Here is a 21081-nt window from a genome sequence, read left to right on the forward strand (position 1 = left end):
AAAATAGTCCTATCCAGTCACTTTTCGCACCAGGGCCCGGCCGATCATTCGAATTTTTGCAGCAAATGGCAGACGTTTTATGTTCGTTCCTACGATCCCTTGGGTGAAACGGGTTTTTTTACTGTAATCGATATGGACATCCAAAATCACAGGACGGCCTTCCTTTGTGAGATTCCAGGCGGTTTCTAACTTTTCTTGGATTTCCTCATTGGATTCTATCCGTAAATATTCGGCACCGGTGGCTTGGGCGATCCCTTCAAAACGAGTGGTTCCAAGAACTGTACAAGTTTTGCGATTGTAAGGAACTTGTTGTGCCTGTGCAATTTGAGATAACTCACCGTCATTGAACACAGTAAATATGGCTCCGATCTGGTTCCTACTGGCAGTCACAATTTCCATACATGTCATAAGGAAAGCTCCATCTCCAATGATGCCTACTACTGCTTTCTCGGGATTTGCAAGTTTGGTGGCGATGGTTGCTGGCACCGCATAACCCATACAATTAAAATCTGTGGGAGAAATCATATGCCTTGGTTTATGGATCGGCATGAGTTCTGCTGTAAGAAAGGTATGGTTGCCATCATCCACTACAACAAACCCATCATCCGGTAAGGTGGCACGTAATACGCTGAAAAATCGTGCGGGATTGACTCTATCCTTACTATCATGTTGGAACCATTCTTCCGTGTAAGCCTGTTTATTTTTTAGGATATCCGATTTGATTTTTTCTTTCCGTTCTTCTCGATTGTGATCCGTTAGTTGGAGTTTTAATTTCAGCCTTTTGACAAGTTCTGGCAGTATGAGTTTGGCATCACCGGTAATGCCTACTTTGGCAGGGTAATTGGCACTTAACACATCGGGATTGATATCGATATGAATTAGATTTTTCGGCACAGTCACACCAAAACTGGCTGTTGCAATTTCGGCAAAACGAGTTCCTACCGCCAGTAAACAATCACAATCAGAAAATGCCTTTGTTGCAGCAGGAACCGCTGCAGCCCCAAAACTCATTCCGCAATGCAAAGGATGATTGTTTGGAAATGAACTTAATCCTTGTAAGGTGGTAGATACGGGTGCACCCAGTAGTTCGGCAATTTCTAAAGTGGACGTTGTTGTATCCACCGCTCCCCAACCTAAAAACAAGCCAGGTGCCTTCGCCTGAACGAGTAACTCCACCGCTTCGTCAAGACTCGCTGAAGGAAATAGAGTGTGGATTACCGTTTGCGCCTGACAATACTCTTTGTATGTGGGAAGAGATTCCACAGAACCAGTATAAAGTTGTATATTCACAGGAATTTCTACAAACACAGGCCCCGGCTCTCCACTAACAGCAATTTGATATGCCTGGTAAAGTGTCTCTACCACTTCTTCTTGCGATTTGACTTTAAAGGTTTTTTTAGTAATGGGTTTGAGTAATGTATGTTGGTCCATATCATGCAATTGGTACTTAAATTGGGAATCACTCCGTACCCCACCAGCGATGACAAGCATGGGTATCCCATCTAAAAAAGCTTCTCCGATTCCACTTGCTGCATGAGTCACACCTGCTGCGGGCACAATGAGTAAAGTGCCAATCGAATCACTTGTACGACTAATCGCATCGGCCATAAACGCACCACAACCTTCATGGGTGACGAGCATAGGAGTGATCGAATCAGAACTGTTCAGTTCATCATAGATTTCCGTATTATGCACTCCGGGAATTCCAAAGGTATAACGAACTCCCATTTGTTCCAGAGCATATCTTACTAACCAAGCACCTGTTTTTTTCATGTTTTATTTCCTTTGTAATTTTTGATTACTTTCTTTAAACACCAGCATTGATTGATTTTGCGGCAGCCCTTGCTGTTAAGATACAACCAGATAAAAAGGTTCCTTCCAGAGATTTAAAACCACTGGCCCCACCACCACCAAATCCGGCAGCTTCCCCGATGGCATAAAGCCCTCGGATCGGAGCACCTAACGTATCCAAGACGCGACTTTGTAAATCGGTTTGGATTCCCCCTAGGCTTTTGCGTGTAATGAGCCGCAGTTTGATGGCAATGAGAGGTCCCGCACTGGGATCAAGAATGGGTTTCGGTTTACAGGTGCGCACTCGGTCAGAGCGCCATCCTCTGGCATGTTGGATCCGTCTCAATTGGTCGTCGTTCCAAAGCCCCTTTCCTCGTTTGATGACATCATCAAATTGAGTCACTTCGTGTTTTAATACTTCGTAATCAATCGCCTCGTCCCCATTTAAGAGATTCATTTTACCAACTAACTCGCGTAAATCACGAGCGACAATAAAATGATCGTTCTCTTGTTGCAACTGTCTGACTAAGCGGTGATTGCCGAGTAAAACTTCTCTTAAGAAAGAAAATAGTTTTCGATCTCGGATCATCGGATTGTGTTCGGAACCAGAAACCGCAAGTTCTTTGGCAGCAATTCGCCAATTGAGTAGTTGCCAAGTGTATGGTTTTTCTAATTGCGAGACCCGATGGCAAAGTTCATTGGTATCAAAACCAGTCACCATTGGTTCGGGTCCAATCCTGCGCCCTGAGTGGTCCAACCATAAAGCAGACTTACAAGGGATCAAACTCAGTCCATGAGCTTCGAATTGTGGTTTGGGATGAGGAATCCCCGCAGCATAATTCCACATCTTATCTAGATGAGTTAGATTTCCTCCATGTCGCTTCACTGCATCATGGACCAATCCATCAGCAAAAGGATGAGAGCCGTTGAGCATCTCTTTCGGAGCCTCTCCCCAAGGTTTGTGCCAGTGTTCCCTTACTTTATCTAAACAACCAGTGATCCCACCTGTTGCCACCACAATGTGGTCAGCAAAAAATGATAAATCTTTCCTAATCGTATTTTCTTGTTCGGCGATACAACCAACTATTTTTCCATTTTCTTGGATCAAATCTGTAACTTTGTGTTCAAAGAGATAACTCAAACCGGCACTGCGTGGATGATTTTTTAATAATTCTTCGAAACGTTCCACAAGACGATGTCCTGTTCCCCAAAGTACATGATAACGGGGTACGGAATTACCTCGTTTGTATTGGCCTCGTTCTACCCAATTGACCACCGGGAAAAATTTTAGATCGAGACCAAGTAACCAATGATAAACTTGTTTCTCACTTTCATTGACATATTGTTTCGCCCAGTGTTTGGGCCAAATATCTTCTTTACCAAAGTCAGCGAAAGAAAGCCAATCATCTAAAGCAATGGCAGGGTTATCTTTTATACCCAAACGTCTTTGTAAGGGAGTGCCTACTAAAGCCATTCCACCAAATGATAATTTGGCGAGTCCGCCAAGGTGTTCTTTGGTATTCCTTTCAATGATTAAAACAGATTTTCCTTGGTTGAGGCATTCGTATGCCGCCACCAAACCAGCGATTCCCGCTCCGATGATAATGACATCGTTTTTCTTTACGGCCACTACGTAACCCTCCGATTGTTTCTGTGAATTTAATGAAACTTAATTTCGCTTTGTATAAAACGAACCACTGGCTTTGGTAGCAGCGATTTATTTTATGTCAGAATGTACACGATAATAATTTAAATAAAACAATTGCGACTCGTTTTTTATAAATCTATGAATTCCTGTTTTAGAATGAATTTAAATTTATGTTAGGTGGCACTTATAATTATAATTATAAAAAGAATAGTTCTAAATTATTTCTTTTTTGTTCATATAAACTAACAAGAATTAATTTTATAAAACAATGTCTTTGGCGATATGTTTGATTTAAGAAGCCAGTTTCTTGAGTCATGAACTAATATATGTTTTGTTTATTCTCTCTGCAGAAGTCTGAGGTGTTCTTCTTTAGTGGTAAGTCGATAGGGTTTTTGTTTTAGGGAATAAATTCTCTGAACTTTTTGACTTAAAGATTAAATTGATTTAATTGTTGTTAGGTTTATGTTTTCGTGTGGAGATCAGACCTAGGAGTTTTCTTCATAGGGGCGTTTTTACTGCCGAAGAATCTGCCAGAGATTCCTATTGTTCGCAAAGTGACGGCATTGGAATGAGAGGCTTTTTTTTCCAGTTTCCGTAAAAAAGAATTTCCAAGTTTGGAAATAAATGTACTAATCATTGCTTGCTTTCTCGTTTTTCTTAATTCCTAAGATTTAGTTTCCTTTTCACTTCTATCCTATTTCGATTTCGGAGCACTGTGCATGGCGATCCAGGTTAAAATTCCACAAAACACAACACTTACCATCAAAACAGATCTCAGGGGGAATGTTGTATCGGTGAATGACGAGTTTTTTAAGCTGATTGGATTTGATAAGAGTGAATTACTCGGTCATTCGATTCAAAAAATACAACATCCACAAACACCCCCGTCGGTTAGAGCCAATATATCCAAAACCTTAAACTTCAATGAACCATGGAACGGTATCTTAAAAAACCAAACCAAATCGGGGGATTATTTTTGGGCCAATACAACGGTGACTCCCTATTATGACAGTAAGGGAAATACTATTGGACATATGTATGTCGAACGTTCGGCTTCTGAAAACCAAATCAAAAAAGGAGAAGAATTTTATCTAAACCCGAATCATCAAGGGTCTGGTTTTACATTAAATCCTAAAAAATTAGTCTATAAATTTAAAATCAAAACCAAACTTCTTTTCGTTTCTGGCCTTATGGCTAGTATGATGATCATCTTAGGAATCAATCTAATCCTAATCAAAAAAGTTGAGTATGAAGATGCTTTCAATCGACTCAAAGGTTCCGAGTTTAACTTGAGTTTGACTAATCTTATGCAGCTAACAGCAAAACATCGAGGTCTTATGGCTCGTGTTTTGAGCGGTGATCCAACTGCCAAAGAAGGTTCTCTGCAAATTGAAAATAAACTAGATTCGGCCTTTAAATCATTTTTAGATTTAAATGAAGAGGAAGGCAAACACTTTCATGTTTATGAACTTTCCAAGGAAACATATAAGGATTGGAAACATCTCAAAGAAGTGAATCCAAGTTTGACTCCCAAGGAAAGTTACCTAGCACATGTAAGTCTCATTAAAAAAATGTTAAATGTAAATAGTGAAGTGGGGGAATCATCCGGTTTGTTTTTGGATCCTGATAAAGACACTTACTTTATGATCGATGTATCACTTTCCAAATTGCCTTATTTGGCCGAAAAACTAGGACAACTGCGTGCAACGGGTTTGGCATATGTAGGTAAAGGAGCAAATGCAGAAGAATCTGAAAAAAATTTACTCCAAGAAATTATGGGGGCAAATCAGGGCTATTTCGAATCCATTTCTATAAGTATTGCTTTCATCTCCAAATTCAATTCTGATAGTAAGGCTATTATTGAAGCCTATAAACACGCAGAGGCTGATTTTCCAACCTTACACAAACTCATCCAAGATAAGATTATCAATGAAAAAATTCCAACAGCAAAACCTCTGGAATATTACAATGCTACAACCAATTTAATTGATCAAATTTTTAATGTGAACCATATGATTTCGAAACAGCTCGCTGAGAAATTCAAAGCAAGAGCGGATCATGCTAAAAATTATGCGACAATGATGACCATTGTCACGGTAGTCATCCTTGTTTTTTTAATCATTTTACAATATTTGATTATACAAAGTATAATGTCCGTAATACGAGATAGTACAAATATCATTAGTCAAATTGTCCGCGGTTCTGGCGAACTAAAGGAAAATTTAGATTATGGAATTAATGATGAAATCGGAGGCCTTCTCAAATGGATGGGGGTTTTCATTTTAAATATCACTGAGATTGTTTTCATTCTGAGACAAGTATCTGGTGAGTTATCTAATAAATCAAAAGATGCCGCCAGTTTAGTTCGTAATTATTCGGCCACTACCCAAGACCAAGCAGCCTCGACAGAAGAAACATCGGCGGCAACGGAAGAGTTAGCCGCATCCGTAGAAAATGTTTTTTTAAGCATTTCGACACAAGCGGACCATTTAAAAGAAATCGAAAAAGTTACTTCTGACTTTAAAATGGCTATGGCGGACGTTGCTAATGCTATGTTAGGAATGACAAATCTAACAGAAGAATTTTACAAACAAGCAAATGATGGAATGTTAACCACAAAAAATACGGCTGATTCCATTCATATTGTAAATCAAAAAGCAGAGTTGATTGATGAAGTTGTGAATATCATCAATGAAATCTCGGATAGAACCAACTTGCTCGCACTCAATGCCGCCATTGAAGCGGCAAGAGCAGGTGATCTTGGCCGAGGGTTTGCTGTCGTTGCCCAAGAGATAGGAAAACTTGCGGAACAAACTGCACATAACACTCGCAATATCCAGTCATTAACGACAGATACTAAAACTGCAATCAAAACCAGTGTGGGATTGATGATGAACACGGAAGCAAGTTTTCGAGAATTATTGAATAATATAACAAAAATCCAAGAGACCGCAAAACTTGTAAGTTCTGCCCAAGACAAACAAACAGAAGATACCAATCGTATTGTGGAATCGGTTCATAAGATCAATGAAAATTCTCTTCATATTCTAAATGCGGCTTCTCAGGAAAAAATTGCCGTTGAAGAAATTTCTAAATCCATTGAAACCATCGCCACAGGAACCCAAGTCATTGCGGATAATTCATTAGTTCTCCTGGAAACAGCAAAAGATATCGAGGTCACGGGGGAACATCTACAAACTGTAGTGGAAACTTATAAATATTAAAAGTAATTTCTTGCTTAAAAACGATCACAGTTATGATTCATTCATTATGGGTTTTTAGCGAATGGGAATCAATTTCTATCAATATATTTTAATTTTCATTATCTTTACATTCTCGTATGGAATGGAAGCAAAAACTTGGCCAGATTTAGAATCAGAAAAAGAAATCCAAGTATATGGGAGCGAAAGAAGCGCTAAGTTTACAGCCAGTAATATTTTATATGACATAGAAAATTGGACAAACCATTATTCTGTTCGAGCTTTAGGATTCTATCGTTATTATGATTATCCAAAAGCCAAAACAAAATCTATATTTCCCTTCTATTATCATATTCAAAGTAAATCGGATAACCGCGAATACAAACGGATTATCAATGTAAATCGAACCAAAGAAAAAGATGCTCTAGACCAATCTTTTTATCCATTGGTTTTTTGGGGGAGTGATTCCAATAGTTCCTATTTAACAACCATTCCTTTTTTCTTTTCCAATTCGAGTGATAGGGAAAGCAAATTTGGATTTCCCGTTATTCCTTTGTTATATTATCATAATCGTGAAAAAGTCGGTGATAACAGAAATCATTACACGCGGTTATTGACTTTGATTCATTCGGAAATTAATGACGAAAAAGGATTTCATGAATTTTCGATCTTCCCCGTAATCTATTATTCCAAAGAAAACTATTTATTCCTGCCTTTGGTTTTGTTTTACCAAAACTACAGAGCTAACTTTAATGAATATTGGTTCGGCCCCATCTATTATTCAAAGGATAAAGCAAAGGACAAACTACTTGTGATTGGGTTTCCATTTTTGGCGCATTACCGAGCTCCAGGTAAGGAATTTGATCTTATTTTTCCTTTATATATTAATTATTCCAATTCAGAAGAAGACTATCATATCAATCTATTGTGGTATACAAAAAAGAATTCGGCAAATGTAAATTTGGCAACTAACGATGGAAATCTGTATCTAGACTTTGATTTTGGAATTTTTTATAACTTGGTCGGGTATTCGCAAAGAACCAAAATCTTGAATGGAAGTTTGGATTCTAAAAAACCAAAACCTAGTGATGTTGATGATCCGAAGGTAGTAAAAAAACGAGAATTTAATCGTGAGAATAGTGATAGTTTTATCGGATACAATTTACTTTTTGGAATTTTTTCTTATGAAAGGGCAGACTCCAAAAGACACATTCGATTATTACCTCTCGCCTGGTTCACTTGGGATGAGGCCTCAGAAGACAATGTAGTTTTGTTACCGCCTTTTTTCCCAATTTGGTTTAGTTATCAATCGGATGACTTGGAATACAAGGTATTGTTTCCGTTATATGGAAAACAAAAAGATAAGGATTCCGAGTTTCGTGCTTATCTATTAAATGTTTATTTAACCGAAGACTCTAAAGAAAACAATCGGAAAGAACGTTCTTACCTTTGGCCTCTCGTTAATATTTATGAATCTGATGTAAATTCAGGTCATAGATTTCTTCCTTTTTATATTCATCGTAATTACCAGAGAAACGAAACTAAGATGAGTAACACATATACATTAGTCTCTGTTTATAAAAAGATGGAAAACCCTTCATCACTTCATAGTAACTTCTTGTTTTGGCCTTTATGGATTTCTTATGAAAATCGAAATTCTTTTCATTACCAAAAAGAAAGTACAATCTGGGTCACTCCTTTTTTCTATCGAAACTGGAGAGAGAACGGAACAAGGACGAATTTATTATGGTTTATCGATTGGGAATGGTATGGGGAACGAGATCTAACAACTAACTCTAAAACAAAATCTCCACTCAATACAGAGCAAAAGGAAACATTATCTCACCTGTTGGTATTCCCATTTTATAAATCAAGTTCTAGTTTTCACGTGATTCCTCTGTCATTCAATTCCTGGAGTAGTGATACTTTTACTACTTTTACTTTCTTAAACTATTTCAAATGGAATCGAACTGGTCACTATTATAACTTTTTGTTTTTAGTTGAATCGGAAAATTCTGAATCGAGTTATGAGTTTCAAAGTTTAGGCGGTTTGTTATGGGATTTCCAAAGAAAACCATTGAACATTGATAAGATGACATTTTTGTGGTTGGGATACGACGACAAATCTTACAAAACCATTTATAATTTTTTCCCAGTAGTCAGGACGGCCGATGCGGTTGGAGAAAAATCAAGACTCTATGGCCCATTTCTCTATTATCTTTTTGATTCCAATGAAGAAAAAACAGAGTTAATGTTTGCAGGTCTTGGTTATTACCACAATAAAACCAAATCTGATAACCAGTATTCAACATATATATTGTTGGGTGCGTTGTATCAGGAAAAAACAGAAATGGAAAGAGGATATGTGAAAAGAGGAAGCCTGTGGGGTTGGCTTTGGGAATACCAAACAGAAGACAATGGATATGAAAAGTTTTCGATATTAAAATTATTTTCTTATACGAAGGAAACAGATGGAACCAAAAAAATAATGGGGGTGTCTATATAGAACATGAAAAATCCAAAACCAAAAATTCTTGCCATTTCTGGTGGAATTAGCCCTACATCATATAACAAAAAAATTCTGCAAACCTTAGAACGTGATTTTTCTGAAGCTTGTGATATGAATGTATACGAGGGAATCTCAGATTTCCCTTTTTTCTTATCTGGTATTGCCGAGGAAGAAACTCCGGTGATCATAAAAGACTTCTTAAATGAAATTCAAAATGCCGATGGTATCCTTATCTGTTCCCCAGAATATGTATTTAGTATTCCCGGTGTGCTGAAAAATGCATTGGAATGGGCCGTTTCTTCTGTGGTATTTACAAACAAACCAGTTGCTTTGATCACTGCTGCTTCTGTTGGAGAGAAGGCACATGAATCTTTACTTTTGGTATTAAAAACAATTGGTGCCAATTTATTCGAAGATACAAACCTTTTGATTTCTGGTGTTAAAGGAAAAGTGGCAGTGGATGGCCAAATCATCGATCCATCTACAAAACAATTGATTCAGAACTTGATGTATTCTTTTTTGAATTCCCTAAAAGTTTAGTAGAAGTATCCTCTAGAACCAAAATGAAACGTCATGAATTTGCCGACATCGTTTAGACTTATTTCTGTTAGTCTAAGGGAATACGATAACTGTTGGTAATAAATTATAGAATTAATATTATTGATTGCGACTATACTAAATACATCAAGTTTGGCATAGGCAATCAGATCTTTTATTTTTTATGTTTCGTTATTTATTCATTCCATTTTTAGTTTTTGTTTTTTATTGTAATGACAAATCATTAAACAATGCCTGCGATATTAGTTCGGATTCCTTTTTGGAATCCGTATTAGTTTTTAATTTAATCGGGGGAACTAAAAGTTATTGTTCAACAGGTATGATTGAACTCAACCCTTCTGTCGTCGTTGTGAATTCTAAACAAGGTAGTGTTTCGGAAGGTGGTGGGAGTTTAACAGTTGGTAGTTCGTCACTCTTTAGTGTGACTCTGAAAGAAATTCCAGGAGCTAATGTTGAAGTTCAGTTATCGCTTTCTCATCCATCCTATGCAACCATCAATCCTACTAAACTTAGTTTCGATGCTACGAATTGGTCAAAACCACAAAACATTCAAGTCACTGCGATAAACGATTCTGCTTTCAATGGGAATCGACCGTTCCGTGTAATTTTAATTCCAACTTCAATTGATACTAGTTTGGATCTAAACCCAAGAGAAATTGAAATGCAAATCCTGGATAATGAGAAACGAATGTTTTTATCCACAAATCCATACCAGGGAGGTGGATTTGGAGCAGTTTCTGGAGCTGATGCGATCTGCAGTTTAGATACTCACTGTCCGTCTGGCGCTATTTGTAAAGCTATGATTCTGAATGGAACCACTCGGATTGCATCTACTACCGCGAATTTAGGAGACGCTCAAGTAGACTGGGTATTAAAGCCGAATGCTCATTATTATTTAACTGATGGGTCTACTTTAGTTGCTAATACGGATAATACGTCACTACTTCAGTTTCCATTCACAAACGCTATTGATTCCGTTAACTACGGGACATGGTTTGGTGGTTCTACTGGATGGGTATATGGAGCAAACCATTGTTTTACATGGGTCGCAGTCACTAATACAGAATCAGCCTACATATTAAGGACTCAGCAAACAACTAATCTATTTTTGAGTGCTACATATGCATGTAATAATTCATTAAAATTATTATGTGTTGAACAATAATTTCTGAACATCGTCGCATATAGCAGTAATTTGAAGTTTACTGTTTAGGACAATTCTCAAAAAAATCCCCATTTTTCCATTGACAAAACATATCTAATAGATATAGCTGATAAATATATCTATTAGATATGGTGGAGTTATGAAAACAAACCAAAGGAATCTTCTTGTTGTCCTCGGCCATCCAAACCCAAATTCCCTTTGTGGTCATTTGGCGGAAACTTATGTAAATGCAGCAAAAGAATCGGGTCACCATGTGAATCTTTTAAAACTCTCTGAGTTAAAATTTGATTATAACTTATATGCAGGCCATAAAAAGGACATAGTTCAAACCCTTGAACCGGATTTGCTTCAAAGCCAAAAACTAATATCGGAAGCGGAACATTTAGTTTTTGTATTTCCTAGTTGGTGGGCAAGTATGCCTGCTCTATTAAAAGCATGGATTGATCGAGTTTTTTTGCCAGGATTCGCTTTTAAGTATAGAAAAGACTCTCCTTTTCCCGAAAAACTTTTGTTAGGGAAAACTTCTCGAATCATAGTGACTATGGATGCACCTGGTTGGTATTATCGATGGTTTAATAAATCTCCTGGTGTCCAATTGTTAAAGTTTGGTACATTAGAATTTTGTGGAGTCTCCAAGGTAAAGGTAACCACTCTCGGAGAAGTGAGAACCCGCAAATCCAAACATTTTCTTAAATGGACAAAATTGGTAGAGTCTTTAGCAATCAAGGGAGAATGATATGAAATTTTCTAATACGGAACTAAACGACTTTGAATCCAATGGGCAATACTTAAACTTCAAAGGTCATTCCATATTCTATCGAACCATCGGAGAGGGAGAATGTTTGTTTCTATTACATGGTTATCCATTTAATAGTTTCGATTGGAGTTTGGTGATCCCAAAATTATCTATTAACAGAAAGATTATTCTTTTGGATTTTTTAGGAATGGGGTTTTCTGATAAACCACAAAATCATAGTTATTCGTTTGAGGAATATGCAGAGATAGTCAATGAAGTTGCCAAACATCTGAATGTAACAGAAGCAGAAATTTTGGCTCATGATTTAGCAGTCAGTGTTGTTCAGGAGATGTTATCATCACCCGAAAAGAATTCATTCAAAATTCGTTCGGTTGCTTTTATGAATGGAGGTTTGTTTACCGATGTTTATAAACCAAGACTCATTCAAAGGTTGTTATCCCAAACTCCAAGCGGTATCGGGAAATTTTTAAGCAAAAGAATGAGTCGTAAATCTGTAGAAACTTCGCTCTTCCGAGTTTTTGGACCTAACACGCAACCAAATGAAAGATGGTTAGATATCTTTTGGGAGATTTTGAATTTTAAAGATGGCAAATCAATTGCTTATTTGATCGGTCGATTGGTATTTGCAAAGGTTCGTTATCAGAATCGATGGATTCATTCAATGAAAACTACACCAATACCATTCTGTTATATCTGTGGCCCGATAGATCCAAACTCGGGTAGACATATGGCAAATCGTTTTGCAGAAATTCTTCCATCAAAATCTATATATTTTTTATCCGAAAGGATCGGCCATTGGCCACAAATTGAGTCGCCCGAAGAAGTTATCTCTGCCTACTATCAATTTATAAACGGTCTAAAAGAATCGAATGAAACGAGAAAGTAAAACACAATATGCCCTGTTGGGAATTCTTTCCCAATGTGAAATGAATGGATATGAAATTCGGAAGTACATTGAATCCACGATTAGTTTTTTTTGGAGCGAAAGTTTCGGTCAAATTTATCCCACTCTTTCAAAGTTAGAGGAAGATGGTTTGATCCGTGAATGGGAAAAAACAGACGTTAGTGGAAAAAAGAAAAAAGTATATAAAATCACTCGGCCGGGATTAGAAACATTTCGACGATGGATGGACGAATCACCCATTCAATCCAACAAAAGAAACGAATTGTTATTTAAGGTATTTTTTGGAAGGCATATGAATCCAAAATTGTTAACAAAACAATTGGAAGAAGAGATTCGCAAACAAAAAGAAGATCTAAAAACTCTGAAGAGTTTTCAAAAAGAATTAAATACAGATTGGGACAAACACCCAGATCAAGAATATTGGTTTTTAACTCTTGAATATGCGGAAAAACAGGCAAAATTAAATTTGGATTGGATTGATAAAGTGAAAACCAGAATCAACGGATGAATTTTTATTTTTCCTGCATATGACGATATTAATTGCCTTATGACTTCGTTTGATCTTAGTAATAAAATCCTAAAATTTTGATTAAATTCATTGATTTGAAAAATACAAACTATATAAAAAGCAGACTATGGGAAGGAGCTCTGTCTCTAAAAGATTTTACTATGTCTTCTTAGTTTATCTTGTACTGCCGTGCTATTTCCCTATTTTCGGAATGGAAAAAGTAACCCTCCATCTGAAGTGGTTTCACCAATTCCAGTTTGCTGGATACTATGCTGCTTTCGAAAAAGGATATTATCGGGATGTCGGCCTCGATGTAGAAATTTTAGAAAGTACTGTTGGAATCAAAGGAATTCATGAAAAGGTCATTCGTTCCACTGGCCAATACGGAGTCGGAAGTAATGAATTAATTCAGGAGAGGTACGCAGGAAAACCAGTGGTTGTTCTGGCAGTGATTTTTCAACATTCTCCTTCTGTTTTATTTTTTAAAAAATCTTCAAACATACAAAGCATTCATGATCTCGTTGGGAAACGAGTGATGTTAACTCCGCGTATGGATGAAATTGTTGCCTATTTAAAGAAAGAAGGAATCAAACTAAGCGATTTACAATTATTACAACATAGATTTAAACCTGATGATTTGATCCAAGGAAGAACAGATGCTTATTCAGGTTATGCAACGACACAAAGTTATGATTTTAAAAAAGCGGGTTTTCCATATGTTGCATACTCGCCGAGAGTTGCCGGGATAGATTTTTACGGTGACAATTTTTTTACGAGTGAAGTAGAAATTCGTGAACATCCAGAACGAGTGAAAGCGTTTCGAGAAGCTAGTCTGCGTGGTTGGCAGTATGCAATGAGTCATCAGGAAGAAATTGCTGATTTGATTTACGAAAAGTATTCTCAAAGAAACCCCAAAGAAAGATTACTTTTTGAAGCCGCACAAATGACTCCACTCATCCAACATGTTCTTGTTGAGATGGGATATATGAACCCAGGTCGATGGAAACATATCAATGATGTGTATTTTGAACTTGGTATGCTTCCGAAAAATATTAATTTAAAAGGATTTATATACGATCCAAATCCGCCAACTAACTATGATTGGATTTATTATTCGTTCGGAATTCTTGTATTCTCTTTTGTTATTGTTGGGTTAATACAGTGGCGTCGTTTGAATAAACAATATTCAGAAAATTTAAAGAAACAAGTGGAAGTCCGTACCGAAGAATTGAAACATTCTAATGAATACTTGCAAGTTTTAAACCAAAGTCTACTCAACACTTTAAAAGAACTTACGGAAGCACAGGATAGGCTTTTGGCATCAGAAAAATTAGCTGTCCTTGGGCAGTTGGCTGCTGGGATGGCTCATGAATTAAACACTCCACTTGGTGCTATCGTATCTTCAAACTCTTCTCTTTCGGATTTTTTGAATCATAAATTAAACGAAGTAATCGAAACAATTGTTGGATTTAGCAAAGAAGATTCATTGTTATTCCATAAGGTATTGGAAGAAAGTTTGAAGAATCAGACTTTCCTTGAAGGAAAAGTCGAAAGGTTAATCAAGAAAGAACTGGCCGCTAAGTATATAAATGTCGAAAAGATGGATTTATATGGAGAACATATACAGCTGGTACTAGAAACGGGAGCCTTCCGTTTGAATGATGAACTTAAAACTATATTAGAAAGTGACCGTTCATTGCAGATTTTGGAAGCGGTAGCTCGGATCACGAATGCTTTTCGCTCCAATCAGATTATCTCTGTTGCTTCAGAGAAAGCAACTCATGTGATTAAGGCTTTAAAAAGTTATCTTGTTTCAGATAAAGATATTTTAAATGGAAATACGGTTGTTGATATCATTTTTGAAATGGAGACAATACTTTCTCTCTATCATTACAATCTAACAAAAGTAAATATAGTAAAATCCTATTTAACTGATAAACGATGTAAGGGGAATCGAGACAAACTCAATCAGGTTTGGATTAATTTACTAAACAATGCGCTCCAAGCAATGTCCTATAACGGAACACTCGAAATTAGAATCCAATGGATCGATCCATGGATCAAAGTATCCATCATTGATTCAGGTATTGGTATTCCTGATTCAATTAAAGGAAAAATTTTTGATCCTTTTTTTACTACAAAACCAGATGGTGGGGGAATGGGTTTAGGACTCGATATTTGTAAAAAAATTATTTCGCAAATGGATGGAAAAATCGAGTTGGAAGAAATTAAGCAAGGAACTTGTTTTTCTGTTTGGTTACCGAATGCCAATTCTTGATTTTGTAAATTTTACTTTTACATTTTAACTGAGTGGTCCATAAATATAAAAGCTTAATATCACCAAACTATAGTTAATTCTTTATTTTCTTTTCGATTGATTTTTTTAATTTTGTTAAAAGAGAATTCAATTCTGCAATTTCCTTTTCAGTAAAATCCTCAACACATGCATCTTCGTTTTTGGTGTGAAGGACAACTGCCTCATCAATCAACTTTAAACCTTTTTCTGTTAGGGAAACCAAGGTAGCTCGTCTGTCATTGGGATCGGCAAGCCTCTCTATATATCCTGCCGTTTCCAAACGGTCCAGGCGGTTTGTCATGGCCCCAGAGGAAAGTAACATTCCCTGCCAAAGCTGGGTTGGGTTCAACCGGAAAGGAGGACCCGAGCGGCGGAGTGAGGCCAAAACATCAAATTCACCTAATTTTAAACCCAGATTACCTAAGTTTTTTTCGACAGCATCACTCGCTAGAATGGCGGCCTGGCCCAAACGTCCCAAAACTTCCATCCCGCGTAGAGAAAGTGAGGGAATTTCTTTTCGCCATTGCTTTAAAATCTCTTCCATAGACCTATTTGTTGAACTTGGGGAAATTTATCTTGACGTCAAAATAAAAATTGAAATATCTCTACGTTAAGATTCTTTATGGAGAGATATTCATGAAATCCTTAATTCCAATTCTCAGCTTGGTAGCCCTGTTTTCCATTTTCGGTTGTTTGGGCAGATCTGCAGTTCCCTACACAAAAGAGTTTTCTTCGATCCAGCTCCAAAAACCTGTTTCTGGTCTCAAATTAGAAGTCTTTCAAACGGGTCGTATGGTGATTGATGGTTGGGCGGTATATTCGGGAGGGGAAGGAAAAATCAGTATGGACCAACCTGCCTATTTGATCTCCCATCCAAACTATGGATTGGTTGCTTTTGAAGCGGGCCATCATTCAGAGATTGCTACAAATCCTTCAGAACATCTAGGTTGGATCCATCGAGTAGGTCTCATGCCTATGGAACAAGACCCGGGGCAGGACTTTCGAAACCAACTGAAAGCAGTGGGAAAAAATCCCGATTCCATTCGAGATATTTTGGTTTCACATTTCCATCCGGAACATGTGGGTGCTGTGGAAGAATTTCCAAAATCACGTATTGTAGCAGATCGTCGCGAAGTGAGTCATGGAAATAAATCACCAAACTATAATTATGTGAAGTCTGAGTATGATCATGTTTTAAATTGGTACCAAATTGATTTTACTCAATCGAATTCATTTGGTTCTTTTGAAGGATTTTATGATTTGGTGGGAGATGGTTCCATACTAATTCTTTCCACACCAGGCCACACTCCCGGTCATATTTCTGTTTTAATCAATTTAGAATCTGGACCCATTCTTCTGACTGGCGATATGGCGTGGACAGAGCATAACATCCGTTCTGCATCAATTGGACTTCCCTTTGTTTCTTCTGATGGAGAAGCGGCCAGGATTTCGCTCGGGCAACTATTGGCATTCCAATCCATAAATCCAAATATTCTCATTGTTCCTGGGCATGACCTGAATCCACTGCGTAGAAAATCCAGAAAGGATATCCATCTCCATCCTTGGGCAGAAATTCCGAAAAAATAAATTTCCGATCCTGATTGCACAATAAACGAAATGCGTATACCACGCGTGTCCCCAACCCGGTGGGGTGGAGTGGAACGGGATAGTACGTGTGGTGAGGCTTGGTTTGGTGCGGTGAATATACGTTATTCGTATATTTGCCGGTTCCAGGTGAATTATCAGGGTCCACCCCGGGAAATCGTCCAATGCTTGTAAATATCTGCAGCGCGTAAATTAGCGGAGGTTTTCTTTTTCGATTCCAATGGGAATAGGCAGATGTACTTTCGTTCTAGTTTATATGGAACCTTTGAAAGAAATGTATTCCCGGGAATGGGTTCTCGGACTAGGCAATCAGTTAAGCCTTGTTGACTCCAAAATCAATCCTTTGGAATTTCAGAAGCAGGTGTTTTCTTCTCCTTGGAAAGATCTGGAGTTAAAGGAAAGGATCAATCGGCTTTCCGATGTGTTGGTCCAATATTGGGAAGGCCCCATATCAAAAATTTATCCCAATTTAATCAAGTTGATAGATAAACTTCGTGACCATGGAATTTCTGATTTTAATTTTCCATATATTTTTTTGAATGATATCGTCACCAAAACAGGGTTAGATGATTTTGAAACGTCAATGAAGGCTCTTGAAAAAATTACGGTATTTTCTAGTGCCGAATTTGCGATTCGTTTTTTCTACAAAGAACATTTTGATAAAACCTTAAAACAAATGCATAAATGGTCAAACCACAAAGAAGCATTTGTTAGAAGATTAGCAAGTGAAGGAAGCCGTCCTATGTTGCCTTGGGGGATTGGGATTCCTGAAATCAAAAAAAATCCAGAAATTCATTTATCGATATTAGAAACTCTTTGGAATGATCAAAATGAAATTGTTCGAAGGAGTGCCGCTAACCATTTGAACGATATATCCAAATTAAATCCTGATTTGGTATTAGAGTTCTGTAAAAGTAAGTTTGGTAAATCGGAAGAATTAGATAAAAATTTAAAACATGCATTACGTACACTTCTTAAAAAAGGAAACAAAAAAGCCTTAAGTTACTTTTCATATAACACAAAATGGGAACCTGCAAAATTCAAACTTTCTTTATTAACTAAAGAAATCAAAGTTGGAGATTCCCTTGAGTTTGAAATTTCTCTCAGCCAAACCGCCAAGGATAAAACAAAGGTGAGAATGGAGTATAAAATTGGATTTTTATTATCGAATGGCTCTTACGGGTATAAGGTATTTCAGTTAGGGGAGAGACTGTTATTACCTGATGAAAAGTTAAAAATTTCAAAAAAACATTCGTTTGCTCCCATCACCACTCGAGTTTATTATCCAGGAACACAAACAATCACAATTTTGCTTAATGGCAATGAATATAAGTTACAAAAATTTGAATTGAAAAGAGGATAGGAATCGGTTTTGCAAAGAATCATTTTTAGTATTATTGGAATTATCATTTTTTTTTCTCTTTCGTCATGTGCTGTTTTCTACTCTTCAGAAAGACCTAAGATTGATTTTTCAAACTATAACAAAGATAAATCACTGAGTTATGAATTGATTGGTTGGGATGATGAAGTCGATCGCCGTAGAATTTCTTATATACTTGGAGCTTTACAATCTTCCGGGAAATTCACTCAAGTAAGATATCAAAACCAAACCAATGCAGATGTACATATGCAGATCATTTTGGAATCAAGTCCTAAGTTTAAGATTTTTTTAGGAGAGTCATCTGAGCCTGTTTCGTATCTGCCAGAACGAAATCCTGAAAGATTTGGTCTCTATTTGATCAATCGATTCCTGGCGATTTCTACTTTTTTTATTATCCCAGACATTGATAGGGACGACGACTATTTAGTTTTTCGTTTGAGTAAAAAAGGGAAGTTGGAGAAGGAATATCGTTATCCAATGGAATCTTATCGTGTGTTTGGTTGGATTTCTTTACTTCTTATGTGGGGAGATGATAGAAAGGAATGGAAACCAATACTTACAGAAAAAGTATCAAAATTTTTAGGGGATTCTGGCGATGAACTATAAATCCAAAGTATTTGCCTTTCTTCACATAACGTTGATTCTGCTGGTTTTGAATTGTGCGGCAATTCCAAATCCGGTGACATCTAAAGAACGTAAGTTGCAACCAATGAATCAGGAAAAAATAAGAGTTTTGTTTACTGGATTCTATCGTTATGAAAAAGAAAAGAATACTATACTTGAAGCCCTAATAAAAAAAGGTTTGGTCGAAGATGCAAATTCCCAATCAGAGTTAGAACTAATCCTCCAAAAAAAAGAACCGGTTTATCAATATCTATTTCTGCATCGAATCAATATCTTACTTACTTTCTTTACGGGTGGTTTGATCCCTTCTCATATTCGGACGGAACAAACCCTTACATTTCGTTATTCTAGGTTAGGTGTGATTGAAAAAGAATCTGTATATGAAATTGGAATGGATCAGTGGCGGGGAATTCCTGTAATTATTCTTATGGTCACACATTGGCCCAATCGAATTTTTAAAGAACAATTGCTTGATGCTACTGAGCTGGAGATGAAAGATATATGAAGAACTTATGTTTAATTTTTCTCTCTGGTTTGGTTTTATCTTGTATGGGACTGAATCGACGATTGTTACCAAATGAGAAATTGGATTCGATAAACATCCAAAACAATGAAAGGACTTATATTGTCCACTATCCAAAAAATTGGAATGGATCACCAATACCATTATTAGTTGCTTTGCATGGTCGCTTCGGTTCGGGATCTTCCATGATCAAACAAACTAAGTTGGATCTTTTATCAGACACCAAAGGTTTTATAGTCGTTTTTCCTGATGGGTATAAAAGGAGTTGGGCTGACGGGAGAGGAAATACTCCAGCCGACGAAAATCAAATCAATGACATTGTTTTCATTGAATCAATTGTAAAACGATTGATTGCTGAAGGTTCGGTCAATCCGAAAGAAGTATTTTTAGTAGGTCACTCAAATGGTGGTTTTATGGCTCAAAGGCTGGCTGTAGAAAAACCAAATTTGTGGAAAGGGGTTTTGAGCGTCGCCGCTCAGATTTCTGTTTTTACACTCAAAAGAAAGTCGGCCTTAAAAACGAATCCAGTTTCCATTGGAATTATGGCTGGTACTGACGATCCGCTTGTTCCATATAGCGGGGGTTACGTGAGAGATGGAGGTGAAATTCTTTCTGTAGGTGATTCGATTTTGCGATGGAAAGAATGGAACTCCTGTACGGATTCTGTAATTAAAAGAACAGAAAACTATAAAGAGGAGAAGGGCGATCTTCCCGATCTAAAAATCGATTTCATTCGGTATGAATCCTGCGCCGATAATACAAAGGTTGGATTGATCCAGCTGAATGGACTTGGTCATAGTTGGCCTGGAGAAACACCAATGATTCCTTTTATTGACCAAGGGAAAACAACGAAAGTGTTGGATGGTTCTAAACTGGTTTGGGAGTTTATGGAAAGCCTGTGACTATACCAAAAATTGCTTTAGTTACTGGAGCTTCTCGTGGGATCGGCCTTTCCATTTCGCAAATGTTAGTTGGCCTTGGATACAAGGTTTATGGAATTTCTAAAAACCCAGAAAATTGCCTTTATAAAAATGAACTTTTCCATTTGATTTCTTGTGATCTTTCTGATTCCAAACAAGTCGATCTGTTACTGAATCGTATTCATGATAAAAAAGAGATTAGTTTACTCGTTCATAATGCAGGTCTTGCCTATTTTGCTCCAGTAGAAGAATTGTCTTCGGAAAAAATTAGAGAGATGGTGAATCTTCACATAACAACACCTATGTTATTGACATCTCAATTGACTCGGTATCTAAAACAAAACCAGGGTCGTATTATTTTTATTGGGTCAGTCTCTGGAAAAGAAATTTCCCCCTGGGGGAACGTGTATGCCTCTCTCAAAGCAGGGATTCATCATTATGCGAGAGAGTTATTTTCTGAACTGAGAAAGTTTGGTGTAAAAGTTCATTTGATCATTCCTGATATTACCAAAACCGATTTTTATAATCATTTGAACTTTGAACCGGATGAAGATCCCAAGTCTTATTTGTTGCCCGATCAAATAGCAGAAGTGATTGAAGATTTAATAATAGATGAAAAAGGTTGGGTGGTGCCTGAGATTCAGATTTCGCCGGAACTCTTTAAGTTAAAACGTAAAAAACAATCTTAAAGA

At 37.1% G+C, this 21081-nt stretch carries 17 protein-coding genes; 14 read left to right on the forward strand and 3 right to left on the reverse strand.

Annotated elements, in window-relative coordinates; genetic code table 11:
* Window positions 1-9: 9 nt before the first annotated feature.
* Both JWG41_RS07975 and JWG41_RS07980 read right to left on the reverse strand, forming a co-directional pair.
* A complete protein-coding gene (locus tag JWG41_RS07975) occupies window positions 10-1773 on the reverse strand; it encodes a thiamine pyrophosphate-binding protein (RefSeq protein WP_205269395.1) in 1764 nt (587 codons plus the stop codon).
* Window positions 1774-1807: 34 nt separating this feature from the next.
* The gene (locus JWG41_RS07980) at window positions 1808-3421 is read right to left on the reverse strand and encodes an FAD-binding dehydrogenase (RefSeq protein ID WP_205269396.1); all 1614 of its coding nucleotides are present in this window, start codon (window positions 3419-3421) and stop codon (window positions 1808-1810) included.
* A gap of 737 nt (window positions 3422-4158) precedes the next feature.
* Here JWG41_RS07980 and JWG41_RS07985 point away from each other — a divergent pair.
* From JWG41_RS07985 to JWG41_RS08020, 8 genes are all read left to right on the forward strand, one after another.
* The gene (locus JWG41_RS07985) at window positions 4159-6663 is read left to right on the forward strand and encodes a methyl-accepting chemotaxis protein (protein WP_205269397.1); all 2505 of its coding nucleotides are present in this window, start codon (window positions 4159-4161) and stop codon (window positions 6661-6663) included.
* Between the two features lie 61 nt (window positions 6664-6724).
* A complete protein-coding gene (locus JWG41_RS07990; protein WP_205269398.1) occupies window positions 6725-9145 on the forward strand; it encodes an LA_1737 family protein in 2421 nt (806 codons plus the stop codon).
* 3 nt (window positions 9146-9148) lie between these two features.
* Window positions 9149-9688, forward strand: a complete 540-nt coding sequence (locus JWG41_RS07995; RefSeq protein WP_205269399.1) for an NADPH-dependent FMN reductase — start codon at window positions 9149-9151, stop codon at window positions 9686-9688.
* A gap of 181 nt (window positions 9689-9869) precedes the next feature.
* Window positions 9870-10871: a DUF1554 domain-containing protein gene (locus JWG41_RS08000; protein ID WP_205269400.1), complete on the forward strand. Its 1002-nt coding sequence runs from the start codon at window positions 9870-9872 to the stop codon at window positions 10869-10871.
* Window positions 10872-11010: 139 nt separating this feature from the next.
* The gene (locus JWG41_RS08005; RefSeq protein ID WP_205269401.1) at window positions 11011-11607 is read left to right on the forward strand and encodes an NAD(P)H-dependent oxidoreductase; all 597 of its coding nucleotides are present in this window, start codon (window positions 11011-11013) and stop codon (window positions 11605-11607) included.
* A gap of 1 nt (window position 11608) precedes the next feature.
* Window positions 11609-12514 carry an alpha/beta fold hydrolase gene (locus JWG41_RS08010; protein WP_205269402.1) on the forward strand — a complete coding sequence of 302 codons (906 nt, stop codon included), beginning with the start codon at window positions 11609-11611 and terminating at the stop codon, window positions 12512-12514.
* Window positions 12498-13040 (forward strand): PadR family transcriptional regulator, encoded by a 543-nt coding sequence (locus tag JWG41_RS08015; protein WP_205269403.1) that lies wholly within the window; start codon window positions 12498-12500, stop codon window positions 13038-13040. The genes JWG41_RS08010 and JWG41_RS08015 overlap by 17 nt, the downstream gene beginning before the upstream one ends.
* A gap of 211 nt (window positions 13041-13251) precedes the next feature.
* The gene (locus JWG41_RS08020; protein ID WP_232373859.1) at window positions 13252-15318 is read left to right on the forward strand and encodes an ABC transporter substrate-binding protein; all 2067 of its coding nucleotides are present in this window, start codon (window positions 13252-13254) and stop codon (window positions 15316-15318) included.
* 73 nt (window positions 15319-15391) lie between these two features.
* Here JWG41_RS08020 and JWG41_RS08025 read toward each other — a convergent pair whose 3' ends face one another.
* Window positions 15392-15880, reverse strand: coding sequence for a MarR family winged helix-turn-helix transcriptional regulator (locus JWG41_RS08025; RefSeq protein WP_205269405.1), 489 nt, complete (start codon window positions 15878-15880; stop codon window positions 15392-15394).
* Between the two features lie 92 nt (window positions 15881-15972).
* Between JWG41_RS08025 and JWG41_RS08030 the strand changes: the two genes are divergently transcribed.
* The 6 genes from JWG41_RS08030 to JWG41_RS08055 all read left to right on the forward strand — a co-directional run bounded on the left by JWG41_RS08030 (window position 15973) and on the right by JWG41_RS08055 (window position 21078).
* Window positions 15973-16923, forward strand: a complete 951-nt coding sequence (locus JWG41_RS08030; RefSeq protein ID WP_205269406.1) for an N-acyl homoserine lactonase family protein — start codon at window positions 15973-15975, stop codon at window positions 16921-16923.
* Window positions 16924-17197: 274 nt separating this feature from the next.
* Window positions 17198-18304 (forward strand): DNA alkylation repair protein, encoded by a 1107-nt coding sequence (locus tag JWG41_RS08035; RefSeq protein ID WP_205269407.1) that lies wholly within the window; start codon window positions 17198-17200, stop codon window positions 18302-18304.
* 9 nt (window positions 18305-18313) lie between these two features.
* A complete protein-coding gene (locus JWG41_RS08040; protein ID WP_205269408.1) occupies window positions 18314-18928 on the forward strand; it encodes a hypothetical protein in 615 nt (204 codons plus the stop codon).
* Window positions 18918-19451 carry a hypothetical protein gene (locus JWG41_RS08045; protein WP_205269409.1) on the forward strand — a complete coding sequence of 178 codons (534 nt, stop codon included), beginning with the start codon at window positions 18918-18920 and terminating at the stop codon, window positions 19449-19451. Before JWG41_RS08040 ends, JWG41_RS08045 begins: the two co-directional genes overlap by 11 nt.
* Complete coding sequence (locus JWG41_RS08050; RefSeq protein ID WP_205269410.1) at window positions 19448-20371, forward strand: CE1 family esterase; 924 nt, start codon at window positions 19448-19450, stop codon at window positions 20369-20371. The genes JWG41_RS08045 and JWG41_RS08050 overlap by 4 nt, the downstream gene beginning before the upstream one ends.
* Window positions 20368-21078 carry an SDR family oxidoreductase gene (locus tag JWG41_RS08055; RefSeq protein ID WP_205269411.1) on the forward strand — a complete coding sequence of 237 codons (711 nt, stop codon included), beginning with the start codon at window positions 20368-20370 and terminating at the stop codon, window positions 21076-21078. The genes JWG41_RS08050 and JWG41_RS08055 overlap by 4 nt, the downstream gene beginning before the upstream one ends.
* The last annotated feature ends 3 nt before the right edge of the window (window positions 21079-21081 follow it).

It is taken from the genome of Leptospira chreensis (assembly GCF_016919165.1).
Lineage (GTDB): Bacteria > Spirochaetota > Leptospiria > Leptospirales > Leptospiraceae > Leptospira_A > Leptospira_A chreensis.

Excerpts from the sequence above, each read along its gene's own strand:
- JWG41_RS07975 (WP_205269395.1), bottom strand. The coding sequence starts at position 1,773 with ATGAAAAAAACAGGTGCTTGGTTAGTAAGATATGCTCTGGAACAAATG.
- JWG41_RS07985 (WP_205269397.1), top strand. The coding sequence starts at position 4,159 with ATGGCGATCCAGGTTAAAATTCCACAAAACACAACACTTACCATCAAA.
- JWG41_RS07990 (WP_205269398.1), top strand. The coding sequence starts at position 6,725 with ATGGGAATCAATTTCTATCAATATATTTTAATTTTCATTATCTTTACA.
- JWG41_RS07995 (WP_205269399.1), top strand. The coding sequence starts at position 9,149 with ATGAAAAATCCAAAACCAAAAATTCTTGCCATTTCTGGTGGAATTAGC.
- JWG41_RS08000 (WP_205269400.1), top strand. The coding sequence starts at position 9,870 with ATGTTTCGTTATTTATTCATTCCATTTTTAGTTTTTGTTTTTTATTGT.
- JWG41_RS08005 (WP_205269401.1), top strand. The coding sequence starts at position 11,011 with ATGAAAACAAACCAAAGGAATCTTCTTGTTGTCCTCGGCCATCCAAAC.
- JWG41_RS08010 (WP_205269402.1), top strand. The coding sequence starts at position 11,609 with ATGAAATTTTCTAATACGGAACTAAACGACTTTGAATCCAATGGGCAA.
- JWG41_RS08015 (WP_205269403.1), top strand. The coding sequence starts at position 12,498 with ATGAAACGAGAAAGTAAAACACAATATGCCCTGTTGGGAATTCTTTCC.
- JWG41_RS08020 (WP_232373859.1), top strand. The coding sequence starts at position 13,252 with ATGGAAAAAGTAACCCTCCATCTGAAGTGGTTTCACCAATTCCAGTTT.
- JWG41_RS08025 (WP_205269405.1), bottom strand. The coding sequence starts at position 15,880 with ATGGAAGAGATTTTAAAGCAATGGCGAAAAGAAATTCCCTCACTTTCT.
- JWG41_RS08030 (WP_205269406.1), top strand. The coding sequence starts at position 15,973 with ATGAAATCCTTAATTCCAATTCTCAGCTTGGTAGCCCTGTTTTCCATT.
- JWG41_RS08035 (WP_205269407.1), top strand. The coding sequence starts at position 17,198 with ATGGAACCTTTGAAAGAAATGTATTCCCGGGAATGGGTTCTCGGACTA.
- JWG41_RS08045 (WP_205269409.1), top strand. The coding sequence starts at position 18,918 with ATGAACTATAAATCCAAAGTATTTGCCTTTCTTCACATAACGTTGATT.
- JWG41_RS08050 (WP_205269410.1), top strand. The coding sequence starts at position 19,448 with ATGAAGAACTTATGTTTAATTTTTCTCTCTGGTTTGGTTTTATCTTGT.